At 53.2% G+C, this 19596-nt stretch carries 17 protein-coding genes; 8 read left to right on the forward strand and 9 right to left on the reverse strand.

The genetic code is table 11. The annotated features are described in order from the left end of the window. Nucleotides 1-74 precede the first annotated feature (74 nt). Entirely contained in the window at nucleotides 75-1367 is a 1293-nt protein-coding gene (locus J4E70_RS12935) for an O-acetylhomoserine aminocarboxypropyltransferase/cysteine synthase family protein (protein ID WP_213889984.1), read from the forward strand. Nucleotides 1368-1386: 19 nt separating this feature from the next. Here J4E70_RS12935 and J4E70_RS12940 read toward each other — a convergent pair whose 3' ends face one another. After that, a complete protein-coding gene (locus J4E70_RS12940) occupies nucleotides 1387-2082 on the reverse strand; it encodes an SIMPL domain-containing protein (protein ID WP_213889985.1) in 696 nt (231 codons plus the stop codon). 155 nt (nucleotides 2083-2237) lie between these two features. Here J4E70_RS12940 and J4E70_RS12945 point away from each other — a divergent pair, with 155 nt between their 5' ends. Further along, the gene (locus tag J4E70_RS12945) at nucleotides 2238-4772 is read left to right on the forward strand and encodes a hypothetical protein (RefSeq protein ID WP_213889986.1); all 2535 of its coding nucleotides are present in this window, start codon (nucleotides 2238-2240) and stop codon (nucleotides 4770-4772) included. 46 nt (nucleotides 4773-4818) lie between these two features. Here the strand turns inward: J4E70_RS12945 and hppD are convergent, their stop codons facing one another. Beyond that, on the reverse strand, nucleotides 4819-5916 hold the full coding sequence (gene hppD / locus J4E70_RS12950; protein ID WP_213890120.1) for a 4-hydroxyphenylpyruvate dioxygenase: 1098 nt from the start codon (nucleotides 5914-5916) through the stop codon (nucleotides 4819-4821). Nucleotides 5917-6035: 119 nt separating this feature from the next. Here hppD and J4E70_RS12955 point away from each other — a divergent pair, with 119 nt between their 5' ends. Both J4E70_RS12955 and J4E70_RS12960 read left to right on the forward strand, forming a co-directional pair. Continuing rightward, nucleotides 6036-6509, forward strand: coding sequence for an Lrp/AsnC family transcriptional regulator (locus J4E70_RS12955; protein WP_213889988.1), 474 nt, complete (start codon nucleotides 6036-6038; stop codon nucleotides 6507-6509). Nucleotides 6510-6519: 10 nt separating this feature from the next. Beyond that, entirely contained in the window at nucleotides 6520-8385 is a 1866-nt protein-coding gene (locus tag J4E70_RS12960) for a cation:proton antiporter domain-containing protein (RefSeq protein WP_213889997.1), read from the forward strand. Here J4E70_RS12960 and cobT read toward each other — a convergent pair. Beyond that, nucleotides 8382-9395, reverse strand: coding sequence for a nicotinate-nucleotide--dimethylbenzimidazole phosphoribosyltransferase (gene cobT / locus J4E70_RS12965; RefSeq protein ID WP_213889999.1), 1014 nt, complete (start codon nucleotides 9393-9395; stop codon nucleotides 8382-8384). The genes J4E70_RS12960 and cobT overlap by 4 nt on opposite strands. 78 nt (nucleotides 9396-9473) lie before the next feature. Here cobT and cobS point away from each other — a divergent pair, with 78 nt between their 5' ends. Next, nucleotides 9474-10247: an adenosylcobinamide-GDP ribazoletransferase gene (cobS, locus tag J4E70_RS12970; RefSeq protein ID WP_213890001.1), complete on the forward strand. Its 774-nt coding sequence runs from the start codon at nucleotides 9474-9476 to the stop codon at nucleotides 10245-10247. 64 nt (nucleotides 10248-10311) lie between these two features. Here cobS and J4E70_RS12975 read toward each other — a convergent pair whose 3' ends face one another. The 5 genes from J4E70_RS12975 to J4E70_RS12995 form a co-directional block, all read right to left on the reverse strand. Beyond that, entirely contained in the window at nucleotides 10312-10836 is a 525-nt protein-coding gene (locus tag J4E70_RS12975; protein ID WP_213890002.1) for a CarD family transcriptional regulator, read from the reverse strand. A 305-nt stretch (nucleotides 10837-11141) separates the two neighbouring features. Then, a complete protein-coding gene (gene fdxA / locus J4E70_RS12980; RefSeq protein WP_213890003.1) occupies nucleotides 11142-11480 on the reverse strand; it encodes a ferredoxin FdxA in 339 nt (112 codons plus the stop codon). A gap of 52 nt (nucleotides 11481-11532) precedes the next feature. After that, nucleotides 11533-11931 (reverse strand): RNA-binding S4 domain-containing protein, encoded by a 399-nt coding sequence (locus J4E70_RS12985; protein WP_247077964.1) that lies wholly within the window; start codon nucleotides 11929-11931, stop codon nucleotides 11533-11535. Then, the gene (locus tag J4E70_RS12990) at nucleotides 11932-14664 is read right to left on the reverse strand and encodes a helicase-related protein (RefSeq protein ID WP_213890124.1); all 2733 of its coding nucleotides are present in this window, start codon (nucleotides 14662-14664) and stop codon (nucleotides 11932-11934) included. Nucleotides 14665-14688: 24 nt separating this feature from the next. Then, nucleotides 14689-15246, reverse strand: a complete 558-nt coding sequence (locus J4E70_RS12995; RefSeq protein WP_213890005.1) for a tetratricopeptide repeat protein — start codon at nucleotides 15244-15246, stop codon at nucleotides 14689-14691. Nucleotides 15247-15315: 69 nt separating this feature from the next. Here J4E70_RS12995 and J4E70_RS13000 point away from each other — a divergent pair, with 69 nt between their 5' ends. The 3 genes from J4E70_RS13000 to J4E70_RS13010 all read left to right on the forward strand — a co-directional run bounded on the left by J4E70_RS13000 (nucleotide 15316) and on the right by J4E70_RS13010 (nucleotide 18461). Further along, on the forward strand, nucleotides 15316-15603 hold the full coding sequence (locus J4E70_RS13000) for an SCP2 sterol-binding domain-containing protein (RefSeq protein WP_213890007.1): 288 nt from the start codon (nucleotides 15316-15318) through the stop codon (nucleotides 15601-15603). Nucleotides 15604-15606: 3 nt separating this feature from the next. Beyond that, nucleotides 15607-16539 (forward strand): alpha/beta fold hydrolase, encoded by a 933-nt coding sequence (locus J4E70_RS13005; RefSeq protein ID WP_213890014.1) that lies wholly within the window; start codon nucleotides 15607-15609, stop codon nucleotides 16537-16539. A 95-nt stretch (nucleotides 16540-16634) separates the two neighbouring features. Then, a complete protein-coding gene (locus J4E70_RS13010) occupies nucleotides 16635-18461 on the forward strand; it encodes a M3 family oligoendopeptidase (protein ID WP_213890015.1) in 1827 nt (608 codons plus the stop codon). Nucleotides 18462-18550: 89 nt separating this feature from the next. On the opposite strand, the gene rpoH is transcribed toward J4E70_RS13010, so the two are convergent. Further along, a complete protein-coding gene (gene rpoH, locus J4E70_RS13015; protein WP_213890016.1) occupies nucleotides 18551-19447 on the reverse strand; it encodes an RNA polymerase sigma factor RpoH in 897 nt (298 codons plus the stop codon). Nucleotides 19448-19596: the final 149 nt, after the last annotated feature.

Raw genomic sequence — 19596 nt, forward strand, 5'->3', positions numbered from 1 at the left:
CAACACATTCAGTTGTGTGGGCGGAACTGATCGCCTAGTCTCTGGTCGGATAATTGAAACAGCGGAGAACCTTTATGTCCGATACTGCCTCTTACGGCTTTGACACCCTGCAAGTTCACGCGGGCGCCCGCCCAGACCCGGCAACAGGCGCGCGCCAGACGCCGATTTACCAAACGACGGCCTATGTGTTTCGCGATGCCGAACACGCCGCTGCGCTTTTTAACTTGCAAGAAGTCGGGTTTATCTATTCGCGCCTGACCAACCCAACGGTTGCCGTTTTACAGGAACGGATCGCAACCCTGGAAGGTGGCGTAGGGGCGGTCTGCTGTTCATCAGGTCACGCAGCGCAAATTATGGCGCTGTTCCCGCTGATGGAGCCCGGAAAGAACGTTGTGGTATCGACCCGTCTTTATGGTGGCTCAGTCACCCAGTTCAGCCAGACCATCAAGCGCTTTGGCTGGGAAGCAAGATTTGTCGACATCGATGATGAAGCCGCTGTAGCTGCAGCGATTGACGACAATACCCGCGCTATATTCTGTGAATCGATCGCCAACCCCGGTGGCCACATTGCTGACCTTGACGCGCTTTCAGCGATTTCGGCCAAAGCAGGCATACCGCTGATCGTCGACAACACCTCTGCAACACCATACCTTTGCAACCCGATCAAACACGGTGCGACGCTGGTTGTGCACTCAACCACCAAATACCTGACTGGCAATGGTACGGTCACAGGTGGTTGTGTTGTGGATTCAGGCAATTTTGACTGGTCCGCGTCAGACAAGTTTCCGTCCCTCAGCGCACCAGAGCCTGCGTATCACGGCCTGAAGTTTCACGAGACATTCGGAAACCTTGCGTTCACATTCCACTCCATCGCGATCGGATTGCGTGACTTGGGTATGACCATGAATCCGCAAGGTGCACATTATACGCTGATGGGCATCGAAACGCTCTCTCTGCGGATGGAGCGGCACGTTGAAAACGCAGTGAAAGTTGCGAGTTGGCTTGAAACGGACCCGCGGATCGAAGCTGTGACCTACGCAGGGCTACCGTCAAATCCTTGCTATGGCCGTATCGCTTCTATCTGTCCGAAGGGCGCTGGTGCTCTCTTTACCATCGCGGTCAAAGGCGGTTACGACGCATGTGTAAAGCTCGTCGACAGTCTGGAAATTTTCAGCCATGTCGCAAACCTTGGCGATACTCGTTCTCTTGTCATTCACTCTGCCTCAACGACGCACCGCCAGTTGTCACCGGAACAGCAAGAAGCAGCAGGTGCCGGGGCAAATGTCGTACGCCTGTCTATCGGAATTGAAGATGCAAAGGACCTGATCGCAGATCTGGATCAAGCACTGACCAAGGCATTAAGCTAAAATTTTTAATTGGCGGGGTTTATGCTCCGCCAATCTCAAACACGATAGTGATGCTTGCGGTGGTTGTGATTTCGCCCTGCGCGATTGGCACTGCACCGCGCACCATCGATTCCGCCTGCATCATCATGGGTTGAGCAACGTGCTGGCCCGCCTCAGAAATCGAAATAACGGCGCCAAGTTCCACCCCCGCCGCCTGCGCATAAAGCGCAGCTTTGCGCATCGCATCCTCTACAGCTCTTTGCCTTGCGAGATCTTCACTTTCCTGCGGTTCATTCAGACCAAAACTCAGCCCAAAAAACTGGTTCGCACCGCTATTGAGCACGGCATCCAGAATTTCGCCCATTGCATCAAGGTCCCGGATTCGAACATTCAGCATATTCGAGGCGGTAAAACCCACAACTTTCGGAGCCTCGCCACGACTTGAGCCGCTGTGATCTATCCGTGGCGAAAGATTTAACTGACTTGTTTGCACATCACGCGCTTCTATCCCCGCTTCTGTCAACGCGTCGAGCATTTCGGCAACCTGGACAGAAATAGTGGCCATCGCTTCGGCTGCAGTTTTGCCCTCGGTAGTGACACCCATTGATATGGTCGCCATATCTGGTGTCCCTTCTACCCGTCCGTCACCAGTAACGACGATTTGTCGTAAAATCCCATCGGCCATTGCACCTGAGCACAAAAAAACCGAAACCATCAATATTCCCAAAAACCGCATGATTTTTCCTTTCATATCCCGCACAGTTCCTCTCTTTGACGCAGCCCACAAGCAATTCCTTGGCATTATATTTTCTTGAGCTATTTCCTGCTTTAGAACTATAACTGTCTTCGGGATGTGTTCGTTACTTTGGGTTACTGTGATAGATCAACAAGATGAAGCCAAGTTTCGCCCTTAATCTCTCGCTCGAAGGCATTAGCCTGCTGCACCGCACCCCCGGTGGGTGGCATCTGGTTGGCGAGGTTGATGTAGAGAGCGCTGATCTTGCGGATACCCTTGGGTTTTTGCGGCAAACGGCCGCTGGTCTGGACTCTGCTGGTGTCACAACAAAACTAATCTTGCCCAATACGCAAATCCTGTATTCATTGATTGATGCCCCCGGTCCGAGCGTCAGTGACCGCGAATTTCAAATTCGCGCCGCGCTCGCGGGCATGACCCCTTATGCAGTTGACGAACTGGTGTTTGATTGGAAACCAGCCGGTGACAAAGTAAAGCTTGCAGCGGTCGCGCGTGAAACGCTGGAAGAAGCAGAGGATTTCGCCGTCCAGCACAAATTCAACCCGCTGAGTTTTGTAGCGAATCCCGAAGCGAACGATTTTGACGGTGAACCCTTTTTTGGAGAAACCCAGATCGCATCCTCCCTGCTACACAAAGGCGAGCAGTTAGAGCGTGATGCTTTTGCCGTTAAAATTGTACCTTTACCCGAAGCCGCCCCCCTGAAACGGCCCGAACCAACAGAACAAAAGGTTTTGGAAGAGCTTGAAGAACTTGAAGAGGTTGAGGTAACCGAAGACGTCGAGGCAATCCAAGACGTTGGGGAAACCAATGACGTCGAGGCAATCGAAGACGTTGAGAACACCGATCACGTTGAGGAAACTGAAGACGCTGAGGAGACCGATCACGTTCAGGTAACTGAACCGCATATCACAGATAGCGCCATAGCGCTTGAGGATCATGACGATAGCGAGCCTATAGACGAACTCCCGGAGCTATCACTTGAACCCGAAGATACAGAGGCTGAGGCTGAACGCGACCCTGTTCCGGCATTCACCTCAAGCCGGCAGGACACGGACCAGTTGGGCACACCCGAGTCCGATATGTCGGCAGATCTTCCTGCTGCGCGTCTTGTGGTTTTGCCGGGCGATAGTGAAGGTTCGCCACCCAAGGTGGCCGCTGCAGCAAAGCCGATGATTGTAACGGCGGCTGTGGCGCCAGACATGCCGCCGATCGAAAAGATCAGACACACGCCAGCGCCAACCATTACGCCCACCGAAACACCAGAGCTTGTAGCGCCGGTGATTGCGCCCAAACCCGACCATCAAAGCGAAAATTTCGGATTGTCTGAACCTTCATCTGCATTTGCGACAAATATCCCTGATTCAGCGGTGGCCGTGTTTGGCGCGCGGAAAAAATACTTTCAGGGGGGTAAACCCCCGCATCTAGGCCTTGTGTTAACCGCCGTCCTGATCGCCATCATGGCGCTCTTGGCCGTCTGGTCGGTTGTTTTCCTGGACGATAACACGAGCGGGTTGAACGAGGAAAATCCAAGCATCAACGAGACAGCGTCAACTGCCGAGATACCAGAGGTTTCCCTAGCTCAAAACTCAGAGGAAGTTCTGGCCGCTATCGACGATGCGATTGAAGGTGCTCAGGACACGATCCTCACAGAGGAAACTGAGCTACTCACCGAAGAGGCCGAGATCGAAATTACAGAGGCTCCGGAGCCTGTTGTGCCGATGACGATGGAAGAAGCAGAGGAAGCTTATGCCGATTCTGGTATCTGGCAACGCGCTCCCGATGCACCGGACTTCTTGTTGCCTGAAAGCATTGAAGAACTTTACATCGGGTCGATTGATACGCCGACCACGACACATGACGCCGTTGCCCTGCCCGCGTTTGACCCGGAACCCGGCGCTGGCCAGATCAAAGCGCTGAACAATCCGGCAAGTTCCGGAACGGTCTTTACACTTGATGACCGTGGGCTAGTTATTCCCTCAGCAGAAGGAACAGAAAACGCGGATGGTATTCTGGTCTTCGCAGGCAAACCTCCGGTCGTGACACCTTCGCGTCCACGAAGCGCTGTATTGCCAAACTCTGTTCAGATCGACGAAACCGTAACTGGGCAAAACACCGCTCTCGCCGGGTTTCGCCCTGCAGCCCGCCCTGCGGATCTGCAACAACAGCACGAACGAGGACGGTTCGGTGGTCTGACTCTTTCAGAGCTATCGTCGAAACGACCTGTTGCACGACCGGCATCGCCGCAAACCGAACCTACGGTTGACAACACGCCAACAGCGCTTGCTGTGTCACGTTCTCCTGCCCCGCGAAACCGGCCCGGTAACATAAGTGAACTCGTTGCTGCCGCCCGCGCAAACACCCAAAATGCGACAGTAGCAGCTACCGCAGTTGCCGCTGTGCCGACAGGCAGAGCCCCGACAATCCCAACCCGTGCGTCCGTTGCGAACCAGGCGACAGTTACAAATGCGATCAACCTGCGCCGCATCAGCCTGATCGGCGTCTACGGAACATCATCTCAGCGCCGTGCGCTCGTGAGGTTGCCAAGCGGGCGTTACGTTAAGGTCGAAATTGGCGAAAGGGTCGACGGCGGTCGGGTCGCCGCGATCGGCGCGCAAGAATTGAGATACGTTAAAGGCGGGCGGAATATTACACTAAGGATGCCCGAAATATAAAAGGCCCCGCCAAAAGACGAGGCCCAGTTCGAGATTGTTTGAGCATCTATTCCGCTGCAATCTCTCCCCGATCAATCTGATCTTGTTCAATTGATTCAAACAGTGCTTTGAAATTGCCTTCGCCAAAGCCATCGTCGCCTTTGCGCTGAATAAATTCAAAGAAGATCGGCCCGATCACGGTTTTTGAAAAGATTTGGAGCAGGATTCGGGTCTCGCCCCCATCGACCACACCTTCGCCGTCGATCAGGATGCCATGTTTCATCATCCGGTCCAGAGGTTCGTCATGCCCAACCACCCGCTCTTTGCTCTTCCTGTAGTAAGATTCCGGTGGGCCGGGCATGAACTTCACACCATTTCCAGCAATCACATCGGTAGAGCTATAAATATCATCTGTTCCGACAGCGATGTGCTGAATGCCTTCACCGTTATATTTTTTCAGATAGGCAACAATCTGTCCGGTTTCCCCGCGATCTTCGTTAATCGGAATGCGGATACGCCCACAGGGCGAGGTTAGCGCGCGGCTGAGAAGCCCTGTAAACTTGCCTTCGATATCGAAGAACCTGATTTCTTTGAAATTGAAGATATCCGCATAATAATGAAACCAGATATCCATATTGCCTTTGTGCACATTGTGCGTCAGGTGGTCGATGTAGTGAAAGCCAACGCCCTCAGGCCACTTTTCGGCAATCCAGTCAAAATCTGTATCGTAGGCTGTTTCGTCACCGCCATTGGTGTCAACAAAGTAAATCAGCGATCCACCAATTCCAACAATCGCAGGCACGTTCAACGTTTTATCCGCATCTGTGTAAGGTGTTGCGCCTTTGGAGACGGCACGATCATGAGCAACCTTGGCATCCACCACACGCCATCCCATCGAAGGCGCGCAGGGGCCGTGTTCCGCGACAAACCGCATCGCCATGGAATCGGGCTCTGCGTTCAGGATGTAGGTAATGTCCCCCTGCCGCCATAGTTCAATCTGACGTGTTTTATGGGTTGCGGCGTGGACGTAGCCCATACGCGCAAACAATTCACGCAATTCTTGCGGCTCAGGGTGTGCAAACTCTACAAATTCAAACCCGTCCGTACCTGCCGGGTTCTCTGTGCTGATCTTTGATTTCGGCGCATTATGTGGAAAAGGTCCCAGTGCGACAACTCCTGTTCACATTTGGGTGTAATGATACCGCACCTATCGCGCCTTATGTGCGCGTCTTACCCATAATAAACAGATTGATTTGCGGAGTACCCGCATATAAACTGCAAAACATGCAAGTATCTCGCGCAACCATTGACCAAACTGATTGCCGCCTTCTCTCGGAATTGCAGCGGAATGCCTATCTGACCGCACAGGAATTGGGCGACCTTCTGCATCTTTCCGCAAGCCAGGTGGGCCGGCGCAGACAACGGCTGGAAAGCGAAGGCTACATCGTCGGCTACTCTGCACGGCTAGACCCCTCGCGTGTTGGACTGACCGTTCAGGCCTTTGTTCAGGTTCAGATGGTCAACCACGCCGCGGATACGGCAAAAAGCTTTGCAACGTTAATTGAAACACGACCGGAAATTATTAGCGCATGGACACTCACCGGAGAAGCAGACTACCTTTTGCGGGTTTTCTGTGACGATCTACCAGCGCTAAACACGCTTATTCATGATATCCTTTTAACTCACCCCACCGTTGGGCGGGTGCAAAGCCAAATTGTAATGGACCAGTTCAAGTCCGACGCGCCACTGCCAACCTGAGGTAAGTATTTTGGACAGTTTTTTGTTTCTTGCGACAATCTACCTCGCGGCGGCCGTTATCGCGGTTCCGTTTGCTGCGCGGTTGGGTCTTGGGTCGGTCCTTGGGTATTTGCTTGCAGGTATCGTAATCGGGCCAATCATGGGTTTCATTGGCACCGAATCACAGAATTTACAGCATTTTGCTGAATTCGGTGTTGTCATGATGCTGTTTTTGATCGGGCTAGAACTTGACCCGCGCGCTTTGTGGAACATGCGGATGCGCCTGATCGGGCTTGGTGGTCTTCAGGTTGTTCTAACAACGTCTGTCATCACCAGAATTGCGATCTGGCTGGGTCAACCCTTTACAGTTGCGCTGACCATTGGGTTGATCTTTTCGCTGTCCTCGACTGCGATCGTCCTGCAAACGCTCAATGAAAAGAAACTCATGCAGACGGGCGGTGGACGATCTGCATTCTCGGTTCTGCTTGCGCAGGATATCTTGGTTATCCCGATGCTCGCGATAATTCCGTTGCTGGGTGTCTCTGATCTTAAGATCTACGGCCTTGAACATGTTAACGAGTCACACAGCTTTTCACTGGTTGCAGGGTTGCCCGGCTGGGGCGTAACACTAGTGACGCTCGGCGCGATCGCTTCGGTCGTACTTGCAGGCATATTTCTGACACGCCCCCTGTTTCGCTATATTCACACCGCCAATTTACGTGAAATGTATACTGCAGTTGCCTTGCTGATCGTTATTGCAATTGCGTTTCTCATGACGCTTGTCGGGCTCTCACCTGCGCTTGGCACGTTTTTAGCGGGTGTCGTTCTGGCAAACACAGAATTTCGTCATGAATTGGAAGCGGATGTCGAGCCTTTCAAGGGCCTGCTGCTTGGTCTGTTCTTCATCACGGTGGGTGCTGGCATCAGTTTTTCGACCCTCTTTGCCGACCCTCTGCTTTTCGTTGGCCTCGCTCTTTCGATCATGATGGTAAAGGGTATCATTCTGTTTATGCTTGGCAAAGTCTTCAAGCTAAAAGGCCGCGACCAATGGCTTTTCACGCTTGGTCTTGCCCAGGCCGGAGAGTTCGGATTCGTGCTCACCAGTTTTTCGGCACAGGTGAACGTTATATCAGGCGAATATGAAGACAGAATTCTTCTGGTCATCACGTTGTCGATGTTGCTGACGCCACTGTTCTTCATCCTCTACGATGTCCTGAGCAAACGCATGAAAGAGGCGACCACAGCACCCGAACATGATCAGATCGACGAACAATCACCAATCATAATTGCTGGTGTCGGACGATTTGGGCAGGTTGTGAATCGGATGGTTCAGCTTGCAGGCAAAAAGACAACCGTTCTAGATCATGACCTCGGCACGATAGAGGTCATGCGCAAATTTGGCGTGAAAGGTTTTTTTGGTGATCCGACACGCCCTGAACTCCTGCATGCGGCTGGTCTTAAAGAAGCAAAGGTTCTTGTTGTTGCCGTTGACGACCCCAAGGCGGCAACCAAATTGGTGCAGCTTGCAAGGCGTGAACGCCCGGATTTGCATATTATCGCCCGCGCGCATGACCGTATTCACACCTACGAATTATATCGGGCTGGCGCGAATGATATCGTGCGCGAGATGTTTGATGGTTCGCTACGTGCCGGGCGCTATGTTCTTGAAAACACGGGGCTAAGCGAATTTGAAGCAGCAGCTCATGAAAAAGCATTCTACAAACTTGACCGCTATGCGCTCCGTGAAACTGCAGCGCTGTGGGACCCAGGTATCCCAGTCTTGGAAAACAAGGCATATATGGAGCGTTCGAATGAGCTTCGCATAGAGCTTGAGGCCGCAATCTTACAGGAAATTTCAGATGATCAGCAGAAAAAACAAGATAGCGAGCAAAGTTAACCGTCGCTCACACCTGCTTCGGCAAAGGTAGCCATTCCCGAGTGGCAGGCGATCGCGCCTTTCAGCACGCCTATCGCCAATGCAGCGCCAGACCCCTCGCCCAATCGCATACCCAAATTCAGAAGCGGCTCTTTACCGAGGTGCGACAGGACATCTGCATGTGGCCCCTCTGCCGAAAGATGCCCTGCGATTGCGTGGTCAAGTGCCTCTGGCGCAACCCGGTGCAGAACGGCCGCTGCGGATGAACAGATAAAGCCATCAAGAATAACCGGAATACCCTCTGAACGGGCACGCGCGATTGCCCCGGCCATTGCTGCTATTTCGCGCCCGCCAAGGCAGCGCAAGATTTCAAGCGGGTCAGAGGTTGCGTGAAGCGTGACACCTTCGTTCACAACGCGTGTCTTGTTGTCCAGCCCCGTATCATCGACACCTGTTCCCCGGCCCGTCCATACAGACCCATCCCCGCCAAAAAGCGCCGTCAATATTGCGGCGGCTGACGTTGTATTTCCGATCCCCATTTCGCCCGTAACCAGAAGGTCCGCCGCCGGATCAACCGCCTTCCACCCCGTGGCCAACGCGTCAACCACTTCTGCTTCGCTCATGGCTGGCGATTTGGTAAAATCAGCCGTTGGTGTGTCAAGCGACAGCGCGTGCACATCCAGTTTTGCACCAAAACAATCAGCCAACTGGTTTATAGCGGCGCCGCCGTGCTCGAAATTCAAAACCATCTGCGCGGTGACTTCGGCCGGGAACGCAGAGACCCCCTGTGCCGTCACGCCATGATTGGCCGCAAAGATAATAATCTGTGGATTATCCAGCGAAGGCCTGTCCGTGCCGCGCCATCCGGCATACCAGATCGCAATGTCTTCCAGTCGGCCAAGCGCGCCAGGGGGTTTGGTCAATTGACCGTTGCGTGCCTCGGCAGCTTTCATCGACCCACTATCAAGCTTCGGCCCCGCCTTTAGGCAGGCGCGAAATTCTGCGAGCGTGGAAAAGGCAGCGTTTGACATGTATGGGCCTCGTTGAATATGCGTTGCGCTCTGTTTAACGCTTGGCGCAGACTTGGAAAGAGACAGAAAGGCAAATTAATGGCCGAAGCCGACACAAAACTGATTGCGGCAGGGGATTTTTTGAATTCCCTTGGTCTGCTCAGCCGATTGCCCATCCCTGTCGACACGAATGCCGCAACCTTGCGCGGTGCTGCCGCCGCTTGGGCCTACCCGCTTGTAGGGGCAGTACTGGGCGCCATAGCAATGATTGTCGGATGGGTCGCACTTTGGCTGGGCCTTTCTGCGCCGCTTGTCGCTGCCTTTACTTTGTGCACGCAAATCATGATCACCGGGGCGATGCACGAAGACGGGCTTGCCGACACCGCCGATGGTCTTTGGGGGGGATGGGACCGGGCAAAACGTCTTGAGATTATGAAAGACAGCCATATCGGAACCTACGGTGTTGTCGCGCTTGTTCTGTCATTGCTGGCCCGCTGGGCGGCGATCAGTGCCTTGATCGCGGGCGGTTCCGGACTGATGTTTCTCGTTGCAACCGCCGCGCTTTCCCGTGCGCCAATGGTTGCGGTGATGTCCTGGCTTCCAAATGCACGGCAGGGCGGATTTTCTGCAACGGTTGGTAAACCTCAGACACGAACAGTCTGGATAGCAACTGGTCTCGCAGCTGTGCTTGGCCTTTTGATTTTGGGGGGCACGGCAGTTTGGGCGGTACTCTGGATTTGCGTTGCAGCTTTTTCAGTAGCGCTGCTTGCGCGTGCAAAAATCGGCGGCCAGACGGGTGACATCCTTGGCGCAACCCAACAAATCTGCGAAATCACCGTTCTTGCGGTGCTCTGTTCACAAATTACGCTCTAAAAAAGCCGCCCCCGAAGGAACGGCTTGATTTTGATGTATCGCCCAATTTGGGCAGTTATTTAACTCAGGCAGCAGCAGGTGGCGGCGCTCTGCGTGCAAGAACATCGCCAACTTCGCGCTGTGCGCTCAGCTCATCTGCGCCGGAAACTGCTGCAACTTCGCGGGTCATCCGTTCAAGCGCTGCTTCGTAAAGCTGACGCTCCGAATAGCTCTGCTCGCGTTGATCATCCGTACGATGAAGGTCGCGCACGACTTCAGCAATCGCAATCAAATCACCAGAGTTGATTTTTTGCTCGTACTCTTGCGCCCGGCGCGACCACATTGCGCGCTTCACTTTCGCCTTGCCTTTTAGCGTGGCCATGGCGCGCGCTACGATATCAGGCGAGGAAAGAGACCGCATCCCAACTTCTGTTGCCTTGTTCGTTGGCACACGCAGAGTCATCTTGTCCTTCTCAAAAGAGATCACAAAAAGCTCCAGATTCAGGCCTGCGACTTCCTGCTCTTCAATCGATATGATTTTTCCGACACCATGAGATGGGTACACAACAAAATCATTCGGACGAAAGTCAGGCTTTTTAGATTTACTCATATGTTCTTGTCTTCCTCGATTGCACCTGAAAGTCAGCGAAAAAAAATAAACGGAAAAAACACTTTTCCCGGTTTCTAGTTTTTGGCGCTAATAAAACCACCCTCAAGGCTCGCCGCCCCCAGGATGGTGATTCAGGTATCTTTCAACATTTATAGTGCCAGTATAACAGAAAAACGGCTCCTTCGAAAGCGCCGCAGCGCAGAAGAGTCTCTTAAGACATATATTTCAATGACTTATAAGATAAACTTCCAGTAAAACTGTGTCATTCAGCGTGTGTCTACGCCGCAGAAAAACGAATCACCTTATCAGCCACCTTCACCCGGCGTTTCCGAAAAATACTTCTCGAGCTTACCTTCTTCCCCGTCACGATCTTCTGCCTCTGGCAACGGGTCTTTTTTCGTGATGATGACTGGCCAAAGCTCTGAATACTTCCGGTTAAATTCAACCCACTTGTCCATATCCGGCTCGGTATCGGGGCGGATCGCGTCTGCAGGGCATTCAGGCTCGCAAACACCGCAGTCGATGCATTCATCCGGATGGATAACCAACATGTTTTCGCCTTCGTAAAAGCAATCAACCGGGCATACTTCTACACAATCGGTGTATTTGCAGGCGATACAGGCGTCGTTGACAATATAGGTCATGCGGATACTCAGGCTGATGTGACTTTGCGCCTAGCTAGTGCAGAGGCGCGGATCATTCAAGCATTCTAGGGTTGGAAAGAAGCATAGTGCGGCGATCTTTCTTAGTTGGACGACCTTTTCCTTCGGTTCTTGGCGCACCCGGAACGCTTTCCCGAATGGGAGTGCGATCTTCGTAAAGCGCCTGCGCCTCAGTTGCAGGGCCTCGCCGGGTGCTAAGCGTAAGAACTTTCACCACTCTTATGGTCTTGCCTTGCGGGAAACTGAGGATATCCCCCACCTTTAAACCGAATGCCGGTTTTGATACTTTGTCAGCATTTACATGTACGTGACCACCAGAAACCAGCTTGGTTGCAAGGCCACGTGTCTTAAAGAACCTTGCGTGCCAGAGCCATTTGTCGAGCCTGATAGATGGGTGTTTGCCCTCTTCCGGCTGTATTTGCCTCTGAGCCACTTACGATTTGTTCCTCAACCCCATAAGTGCGGCCGCAAATGGATTGTCCGGATCAATCCGGTCTTTCTTTTGCAGCCGGGACTGTACCGGTACGGCATTTTGATGCGACGCGCGATTTGGCTTGGGTTTTCCACGTGGTTTGCCCTTGGCACCTGCTTTAACCTGCGGTTTGCTGCGCGCCCAGGTGAAGGTGTAGAACACCTCCTTCTCGACTGGCTCCACTTGTTCAGCTTCGCCGTCACTGGTTGCCGGCGATTCCGCTTCCTCTGCGGTTTCGGGTTTATCCACAAGTTCTGGAACGGCTGATTCTTGCGATATTTCAGCGGGTTCAACCGCCTCTACGACGGGTTCGGCTTTTATTTTATCACGTTCGCCGCGTTCGGCGTTGTACCCCAGACCCTTCATAAGGTCGCTGAACTGTTCAAGCGTCATTCCGGTGATCGAAAGCATGTCGGGCTTGGCCTCAAAGCCGTTCCGGCTATCTTCCGTCCGAAGCAAATCGGCAAGCCGTTCCAGCATATCAACACGAATTGCACGTTCTCCGGCTTGGCGGTACCCGGCCATCAGGTGATAGCCTTCGGGGGCATCTTTAACGGCAGGAATCGTTACCAGACCAGGTGGTGGGCTTTCCGGGAACTCTGAAAGATTTTGCTTTATGGACCACAACAACAAGCGCAAGCGTGTCGCCGCAGGTTTAAGCAAAATTGGCATAAAGATCGTGAACTGCCCAAACCGAATTCCGTGCTTACGCAGCGCACCCCGTGCATCCTGATCAAGTTCTTTGACCTCGGCAGCGACCTGTTCGCGTGGCAGCAAACCGTTCGCCTCGACAATCCGAAACGCAAACCCCCGTGCAATGCCAGTCAGTGTTTCATCACGTGACATCGCCATCAGGGGTTCGAACAACGTAGCAATTTTTCTGTCGATGAAATGCTGGAGCCTGCGATTCACCTTTTCCGCGACGTCAGATCCTGCCTCTTCGTCAACAAAGGCTTCAACGCTTGGTTTGGTTGCTTCGTCGCCAGCCATGACCTTACCAACCGCATACGCGCCCCACATCAGACCACCCTGTTCAGTGTAATCTATCTCTGTGTCGGGAGCATTGTAGAACCTGTCAGCACGCAGATGAAATTCCGGCGCCAGCGCCTGAAATGCGGCCGCGCGTAACGTTTTTGCCTGATCCGGAGAGGCGGTTTTATCCTGACTGAAACGAAACCCTTCGAGACGGCCGACAAACTCGCCCTCAACCGTCACTTCACCTTTATCATTTACGTTGGCCACCAGGCCCTCCTTCTGCTTCAACCGCCGCAACAGAATGCTTGTACGCCGATCAACAAATCTTTGGGTCAGCGCATTGTGTAACGCATCTGACAGGCGATCTTCTACAGCGCGCGTCGCCTCTCGCCAATGGTTTTCGTCATCGACCCACCCGCTTCTTTGCGCGACATATGTCCAGGTGCGAATATAAGCCAGTCTTTTCGACAATGTGTCAATGTCGCCATCGACGCGGTCTATCCTTTTTATCTGTGCCGCAAGCCAGCCATCCGGGACCCGGCCAAGATCATGCAAATATTCAAAAATCTGCGCGAGCAAGGCGGCATGTTCCGCGTGCGAGATTCCCCGGAAATCAGGAATCCGGCACACGTCCCAAAGCAAGCGCACATCTTTTGCCGATCCTATCTTTTGCCGAACGTCTCCCGTTTCTGAAATGCTGCGCAGGGCAAGCAGATCATCTGCATCGCGCACCCGCACAAGACGCGGGTCGTCCGTGTTTTGTTCGAGCGATGTGATCAACCGTTCAGCAGACCCGAATTCAAGCCGAGCATTGCGCCATTGCAGTTTCTTCAGTGGCGCGAAGCGATGATTGCAAATGGCGTCGACCAAACCGTCGTCAAAGGGCATTGCTTCGCCCGTCACGCCAAAAGTACCGTCGCTCATGTGGCGCCCGGCACGTCCCGCGATTTGCGCAAGCTCATTTGGGGCAAGCGCGCGCATACGGCGCCCGTCAAATTTGCTGAGTCCTGAAAAAGCGACATGGTCAATATCCAGGTTCAGCCCCATTCCAATCGCGTCTGTCGCAACAAGGTAGTCCACATCCCCATTCTGGTACATTTCGACCTGAGCATTCCGCGTGCGCGGTGACAAAGCCCCCATAACAACAGCAGCCCCACCCTTTTGCCGGCGTAAAAGCTCTGCAATCGCGTAAAGGTTTTCGACTGAAAACCCGACAATTGCGCTTCTGGGTGGCATTTTGCTTATCTTTTTCGAACCTGAATAGCTTAGCTCTGAAAACCGCTCGCGATAAAGATATTGAGCCCGGGGAACAAGATCAGCGATAACGCTTTTCATCGTGGATGCGCCCATGAACAGGGTTTCCAATTGCCCGCGTGCCCGCAATAGCCGGTCCGTAAAGACATGCCCGCGCTCCGGATCGGCGCATAGCTGAATCTCATCGACCGCCAGAAAATCAACACCCATGCCATCTGGCATCGCTTCGACAGTGCAAACCCAATACTGAACCCGCGCTGGCACAATCCGCTCTTCGCCAGTTACAAGCGCCACCACGCTGGGCCCGCGTAACGTGACAATCTTATCGTATACTTCGCGCGCAAGCAGACGCAAAGGCAGGCCGATCACACCCGTTCTGTGTGCCAACATGCGTTCAATCGCATAATGGGTTTTTCCGGTATTTGTCGGGCCCAGAACAGCCGTAATCCGAGCCTGCTCGCCCATCGTCATAACCAATCTTAGCTGTCGTCAGATATCCTGACCATCCACCTGGCTTTCAAGCCGTTCGATGGCAGTAATTACGTCAGGACGATGCGGATGTATAGCGGTGACCTGACGAAAAACAGCCAGCGCCTCTGAAGGCCTTTCAAGGTCTTCGAGCATCACGCCCAATCCAGTGAGGGCTGCAAAATGGCGCGGGTTTAAGGAAAGCGTGGTGTAAAGATCAGCCATTGCAGGACCATACAGACCTATCTGATAATAAGCGCGCGCGCGTGCGTTCCACCCTTCGGCAAAATCTGGCGCATGATCAATGAGAGCAGTTAAATGCTCTATGGCGGCCTCGTAATCTTCTTCCTCAAGCGCCTGATTGCCGCGTTGAAGCAGCAAATTCATCGAGGCCGATCCGCTACGCGACCATTCTTGCCAGATCTTTTCCTCCACAACCTCCCAATTCTGTAAATCAGGCTGTGCGAGAAGCGTAAAAAGATCATCCAGACCCTCTTCAGCCCGAACAGGTACAGAAAAAGTTAACAATACGCAAAATAACGCAACGATAGGTTTGAGTATGTTGAAAAATACGCTCATAACGAGTGCGAGTGTAACCTAACTGTCGGGGAAATCCAGAACCCGCAGTTCACAATTGGAGGATCGCGCATGAGCGATGTTGTTGAGGCAGCTGTAGCCACATTGAACGGAAAAGGTATTGCCGGTTTTAGCGGAACAGCAAAATTTGTGATCGAGGGCGAAGGCGCGCTTATGATCGATTCTGATGGCGCCCGCGCGGGTGACGAAGAGGCAGAGGTTACGCTGAGTTCCGACGCAGATACCTTCAAAGGTATTCTGGATGGTGACGTAAACCCAACCACCGCATTTATGACTGGCAAACTGAGCGTTGACGGCGATATGGGCCTTGCAATGCAGCTTGGCGCTGTGCTGAGCTAAGCGATGCAACCGGCCCCGCTTTACTCAGATGTCGCCGATGCACCGGATGGAGGCGCAGCCTACTGGCTGAACACTGTCGATGACGTACGTATTCGGATTGGGGTCTGGGACAAAGGCAACAAGGGTACAATTTTGCTGTTCCCGGGCCGGACGGAATACGTCGAGAAATACGGCCGGACCGCGCGTGACTTTGCCACGCGCGGCTATGCAATGCTATCTATCGACTGGCGTGGACAAGGCCTGGCCGACCGGTCGCTTGATGACCCGGCTACCGGCCATGTCGTTGAGTTCAAGGACTACCAGTATGACGTTGACGCTGTTGTTAAGGCTGCGCGCACCCTTGGTTTACCGGAACCCTACTACCTTGCCGCACACTCCATGGGAGGCTGCATTGGGCTTCGATCGCTAATCGAAGGCTTTGATGTCAAAGCAGCGATGTTCAGTGCGCCTATGTGGGGCATCCTCATGGGGCCACCTGTGCGACCCGCCGCCTGGGCTTTGTCCTGGGCGGGTGCGCAGCTTGGATTTGGGCACAAATACGCACCGGGCACGAGACCTGAAACCTATGTCTCGGCAGCACAGTATGAGAATAACCTGCTAACCACGGATGCTGACATGTATAAATACATGCAGGATCAGGTTGCGAAACACCCAGACCTCGCCCTCGGTGGGCCAAGCTTGCAATGGTTGTACGAAGCGCTGACTGAAACGCGCTCTCTGGGCTTGATGTCTGCACCCGATACACCGGTTTTGACGTTTCTTGGCAGCAACGAACGCATTGTAGATAGCAAGGCCGTACACCAAAGAATGGCAAACTGGCCATCAGGGCAGTTCGTAATTGTTGATGGCGCTGAACATGAGGTCATGATGGAAGGGCCGGAAACGAGACGGTCCATAACCGATCAAACCACCGCATTTTTTGCCGGAAACAGGTAAGTTTTCTCAAATTCTTAGTGACAATTCAGAATGGCGACTTGCACCCCCCCGGCAACGCGCCCTATCTCTGGTTCTGAAACATAGATGAGGTTCCAATGCGTTTTGATCTGCCCTGCCCCGTTTTTGATGCCAACGCCAGCCCGGCCAGCGGAAACCTGGGGAAGCTGCCTGAATGGGATCTCAGCGATCTTTACAAGGGTGAAGACGCTGTCGAACTGACGAACGATATGACCTGGCTGGAAAAAGCCTGTGCAGACTTCGCTGAGAGCTACGAAGGTAAACTGAACACGCTTAATGCTGATGGCCTGCTCGGATGCATCGAAGCCTACGAGAAGATTGAAATGATTGCCGGGCGCGTCATGTCTTTTGCGGGTCTACGCTATTACCAGCTTACAACGGACGGTGGGCGTGCGCAGTTCATGCAAAACTGTCAGGAAAAGATTACCGATTTCACCTCGAAGCTTGTGTTTTTCTCGCTTGAAATCAACAGGCTAGATGACAGCGCGCTTCAGGCTTTGTTTGACAAGAACGCCGCGCTTGCGCGGTACAAACCTATTTTCGACCGTTTGCGCACGATGAAGCCTTACCAGCTTTCGGATGAGCTTGAAAAATTTTTGCACGATCAATCCAGCGTCGGGTCTTCGGCTTGGAACAAGCTGTTTGATGAAACCATTGCCGGCCTCACGTTCGAAATTGAAGGCGAAGAGCTGAACATCGAAGCAACGCTCAATTTCCTGACAGATCAGGATCGCAGCAAACGCGAGGCTGCGACACGTGAACTGGCGCGGGTATTTGGTGAAAACGTGAAACTTTTTGGCCGCGTCCACAACACATTAGCCAAGGAAAAAGAGATCGAAGACCGCTGGCGCGGCATGGAAACACCACAGACAGGGCGCCATCTGTCAAACCATGTGGAACCCGAGGTTGTCGAAGCCCTGCGCAATGCGGTTGTCGCCGCTTATCCAAAACTTTCGCACCGTTACTACGCGCTGAAAGCGAAATGGCTTGGGCTTGATAAAATGCAGGTCTGGGACAGGAACGCCCCCCTGCCCGTCGAAGACGAAAAGATCGTTGGCTGGGACGAGGCTGAGAAAACAGTGCTCGACGCCTATTCTGATTTTGCACCCGAAATGGCCGAAATCGCCAAGCCATTCTTTACCGACGGCTGGATTGATGCCGAAGTAAAACCCGGCAAAGCCCCCGGTGCCTTTGCACACCCGACCGTAACCAACGTGCATCCCTACGTGATGCTGAACTATCTTGGTAAACCCCGCGATGTGATGACGCTGGCGCATGAACTTGGGCACGGCGTACATCAGGTTCTTGCTGCAGATCAGGGCGAACTTCTGTCGTCAACGCCGCTTACTTTGGCTGAAACCGCAAGCGTTTTTGGCGAAATGCTGACCTTCCGCAAACTGCTGGCAGGCGCAAAAACCGACGGAGCGCGTAAAACGCTTTTGGCCGGCAAGGTCGAAGACATGATCAACACGGTGGTCCGCCAGATTGCGTTTTATGATTTTGAGTGCAAACTTCACGCTGCCCGTGCTGGTGGTGAACTGACGCCCGAAGATATCAACGCGCTCTGGATGTCTGTTCAGGCCGAAAGTCTGGGTCCTGTTTTCGAGTACATGGACGGCTATGAAACCTTCTGGAGCTATATTCCGCATTTTGTGCATTCGCCGTTTTACGTTTATGCCTATGCCTTTGGCGACGGCCTCGTGAATGCGCTTTATGCGGTTTACGAAGAAGGTGATGCAGACTTTCAGGAGAAGTATTTCAAGATGCTGAAAGCAGGTGGCTCCATGCATCACAAAGAACTGCTTGCACCCTTCGGTCTTGACGCCTCTGACCCGAAATTCTGGGAAAAGGGGCTCTCAATGATTTCAGGTATGATTGACGAGCTTGAAGCAATGGAAGGCTGAGACGCCAAAACCAAGAAGTTTCTCATTGCTATGCAAGATACAAAAAGCCCGGCCAGATGCTCTCAAAGCTTCCACTGGCCGGGCAATTTTTAGGTGCTTTCCAGAATACCCTTTGAGCGGGCCAATTCACGCATACGTTTTTGCAGCTTTTCAAAAGCGCGCACTTCGATCTGGCGAATACGTTCGCGGCTAACGTTATATTGGCCTGAAAGTTCTTCCAGCGTAAGCGGCTGGTCTTGCAGGCGGCGCTGCATAAGAATGTCACGCTCGCGCTCATTCAGCACATCCATGGCCTCTGACAACAGTTCGCGCCGAACTTCAAGCTCGTCTCGCGCCTCATAGTCACCTGCCTGATCAGCGTCTTCGTCTTCCAGCCAATCCTGCCATTGCATCGTGCCTTCGCCTTCAGAGCCGACTACAGCGTTCAATGACGCGTCCCCGCCCGACAGACGCCGGTTCATCGAGATGACCTCGTTTTCGGTCACATTCAGATCCGTCGCGATTCTGGTGAGGTGATCAGGCGTAAGATCCCCTTCTTCCAAAGCGCCGATACGGCTTTTGGCCTTGCGCAGATTGAAAAATAGCTTTTTCTGTGCCGATGTCGTCCCAAGCTTTACAAGTGACCAGGAGCGCAGCACATATTCCTGAATCGAGGCGCGAATCCACCACATCGCGTAAGTCGCGAGGCGAAAGCCTTTTTCCGGGTCAAAGCGTTTCACAGCCTGCATCAGGCCAACATTCGCCTCGGAAATCACTTCTGCTTGCGGCAACCCGTAGCCACGGTAACCCATCGCAATCTTTGCGGCCAAACGCAGGTGCGATGTGACGAGCCTGTGCGCGGCTTCACTATCTTCGCGTTCGACCCAGCTTTTGGCCAGCATGTATTCTTCTTCCGGCTCCAAAAGCGGGAATTTACGGATTTCCTGTAAATAGCGGTTCAAGCCTTGTTCCGGCGATGGTGCCGGTAGCGTTGTATAATTGCTCATTTTGCGGCCCCTATTCCTTCCTCTTGCCCTCATGTATAGGGCATTAACATAGCATTAACTAAGTATCCAAGCACTCGGTTTCAAGGTCGAAATCGTTACCAAACAAGATTACCACAAACTGTGAACACCAGATGTCAAATGCCAGTGAT

Source organism: Pseudohalocynthiibacter aestuariivivens, from assembly GCF_018457175.1.
Classification (GTDB): Bacteria; Pseudomonadota; Alphaproteobacteria; order Rhodobacterales; family Rhodobacteraceae; genus Pseudohalocynthiibacter; species Pseudohalocynthiibacter aestuariivivens.

What these genes read in the sequence shown, in the direction of transcription:
- fdxA (WP_213890003.1), bottom strand. Translation starts at nt 11,480, where the DNA reads ATGACCTATATTGTCAACGACGCCTGTATCGCCTGCAAATACACCGAT.
- J4E70_RS12945 (WP_213889986.1), top strand. Translation starts at nt 2,238, where the DNA reads ATGAAGCCAAGTTTCGCCCTTAATCTCTCGCTCGAAGGCATTAGCCTG.
- J4E70_RS12995 (WP_213890005.1), bottom strand. Translation starts at nt 15,246, where the DNA reads ATGAGCGTATTTTTCAACATACTCAAACCTATCGTTGCGTTATTTTGC.
- J4E70_RS13005 (WP_213890014.1), top strand. Translation starts at nt 15,607, where the DNA reads ATGCAACCGGCCCCGCTTTACTCAGATGTCGCCGATGCACCGGATGGA.
- cobT (WP_213889999.1), bottom strand. Translation starts at nt 9,395, where the DNA reads ATGTCAAACGCTGCCTTTTCCACGCTCGCAGAATTTCGCGCCTGCCTA.
- J4E70_RS13000 (WP_213890007.1), top strand. Translation starts at nt 15,316, where the DNA reads ATGAGCGATGTTGTTGAGGCAGCTGTAGCCACATTGAACGGAAAAGGT.
- J4E70_RS12975 (WP_213890002.1), bottom strand. Translation starts at nt 10,836, where the DNA reads ATGAGTAAATCTAAAAAGCCTGACTTTCGTCCGAATGATTTTGTTGTG.
- J4E70_RS12935 (WP_213889984.1), top strand. Translation starts at nt 75, where the DNA reads ATGTCCGATACTGCCTCTTACGGCTTTGACACCCTGCAAGTTCACGCG.
- rpoH (WP_213890016.1), bottom strand. Translation starts at nt 19,447, where the DNA reads ATGAGCAATTATACAACGCTACCGGCACCATCGCCGGAACAAGGCTTG.
- cobS (WP_213890001.1), top strand. Translation starts at nt 9,474, where the DNA reads ATGGCCGAAGCCGACACAAAACTGATTGCGGCAGGGGATTTTTTGAAT.
- J4E70_RS13010 (WP_213890015.1), top strand. Translation starts at nt 16,635, where the DNA reads ATGCGTTTTGATCTGCCCTGCCCCGTTTTTGATGCCAACGCCAGCCCG.
- J4E70_RS12955 (WP_213889988.1), top strand. Translation starts at nt 6,036, where the DNA reads ATGCAAGTATCTCGCGCAACCATTGACCAAACTGATTGCCGCCTTCTC.
- J4E70_RS12940 (WP_213889985.1), bottom strand. Translation starts at nt 2,082, where the DNA reads ATGCGGTTTTTGGGAATATTGATGGTTTCGGTTTTTTTGTGCTCAGGT.
- J4E70_RS12990 (WP_213890124.1), bottom strand. Translation starts at nt 14,664, where the DNA reads ATGGGCGAGCAGGCTCGGATTACGGCTGTTCTGGGCCCGACAAATACC.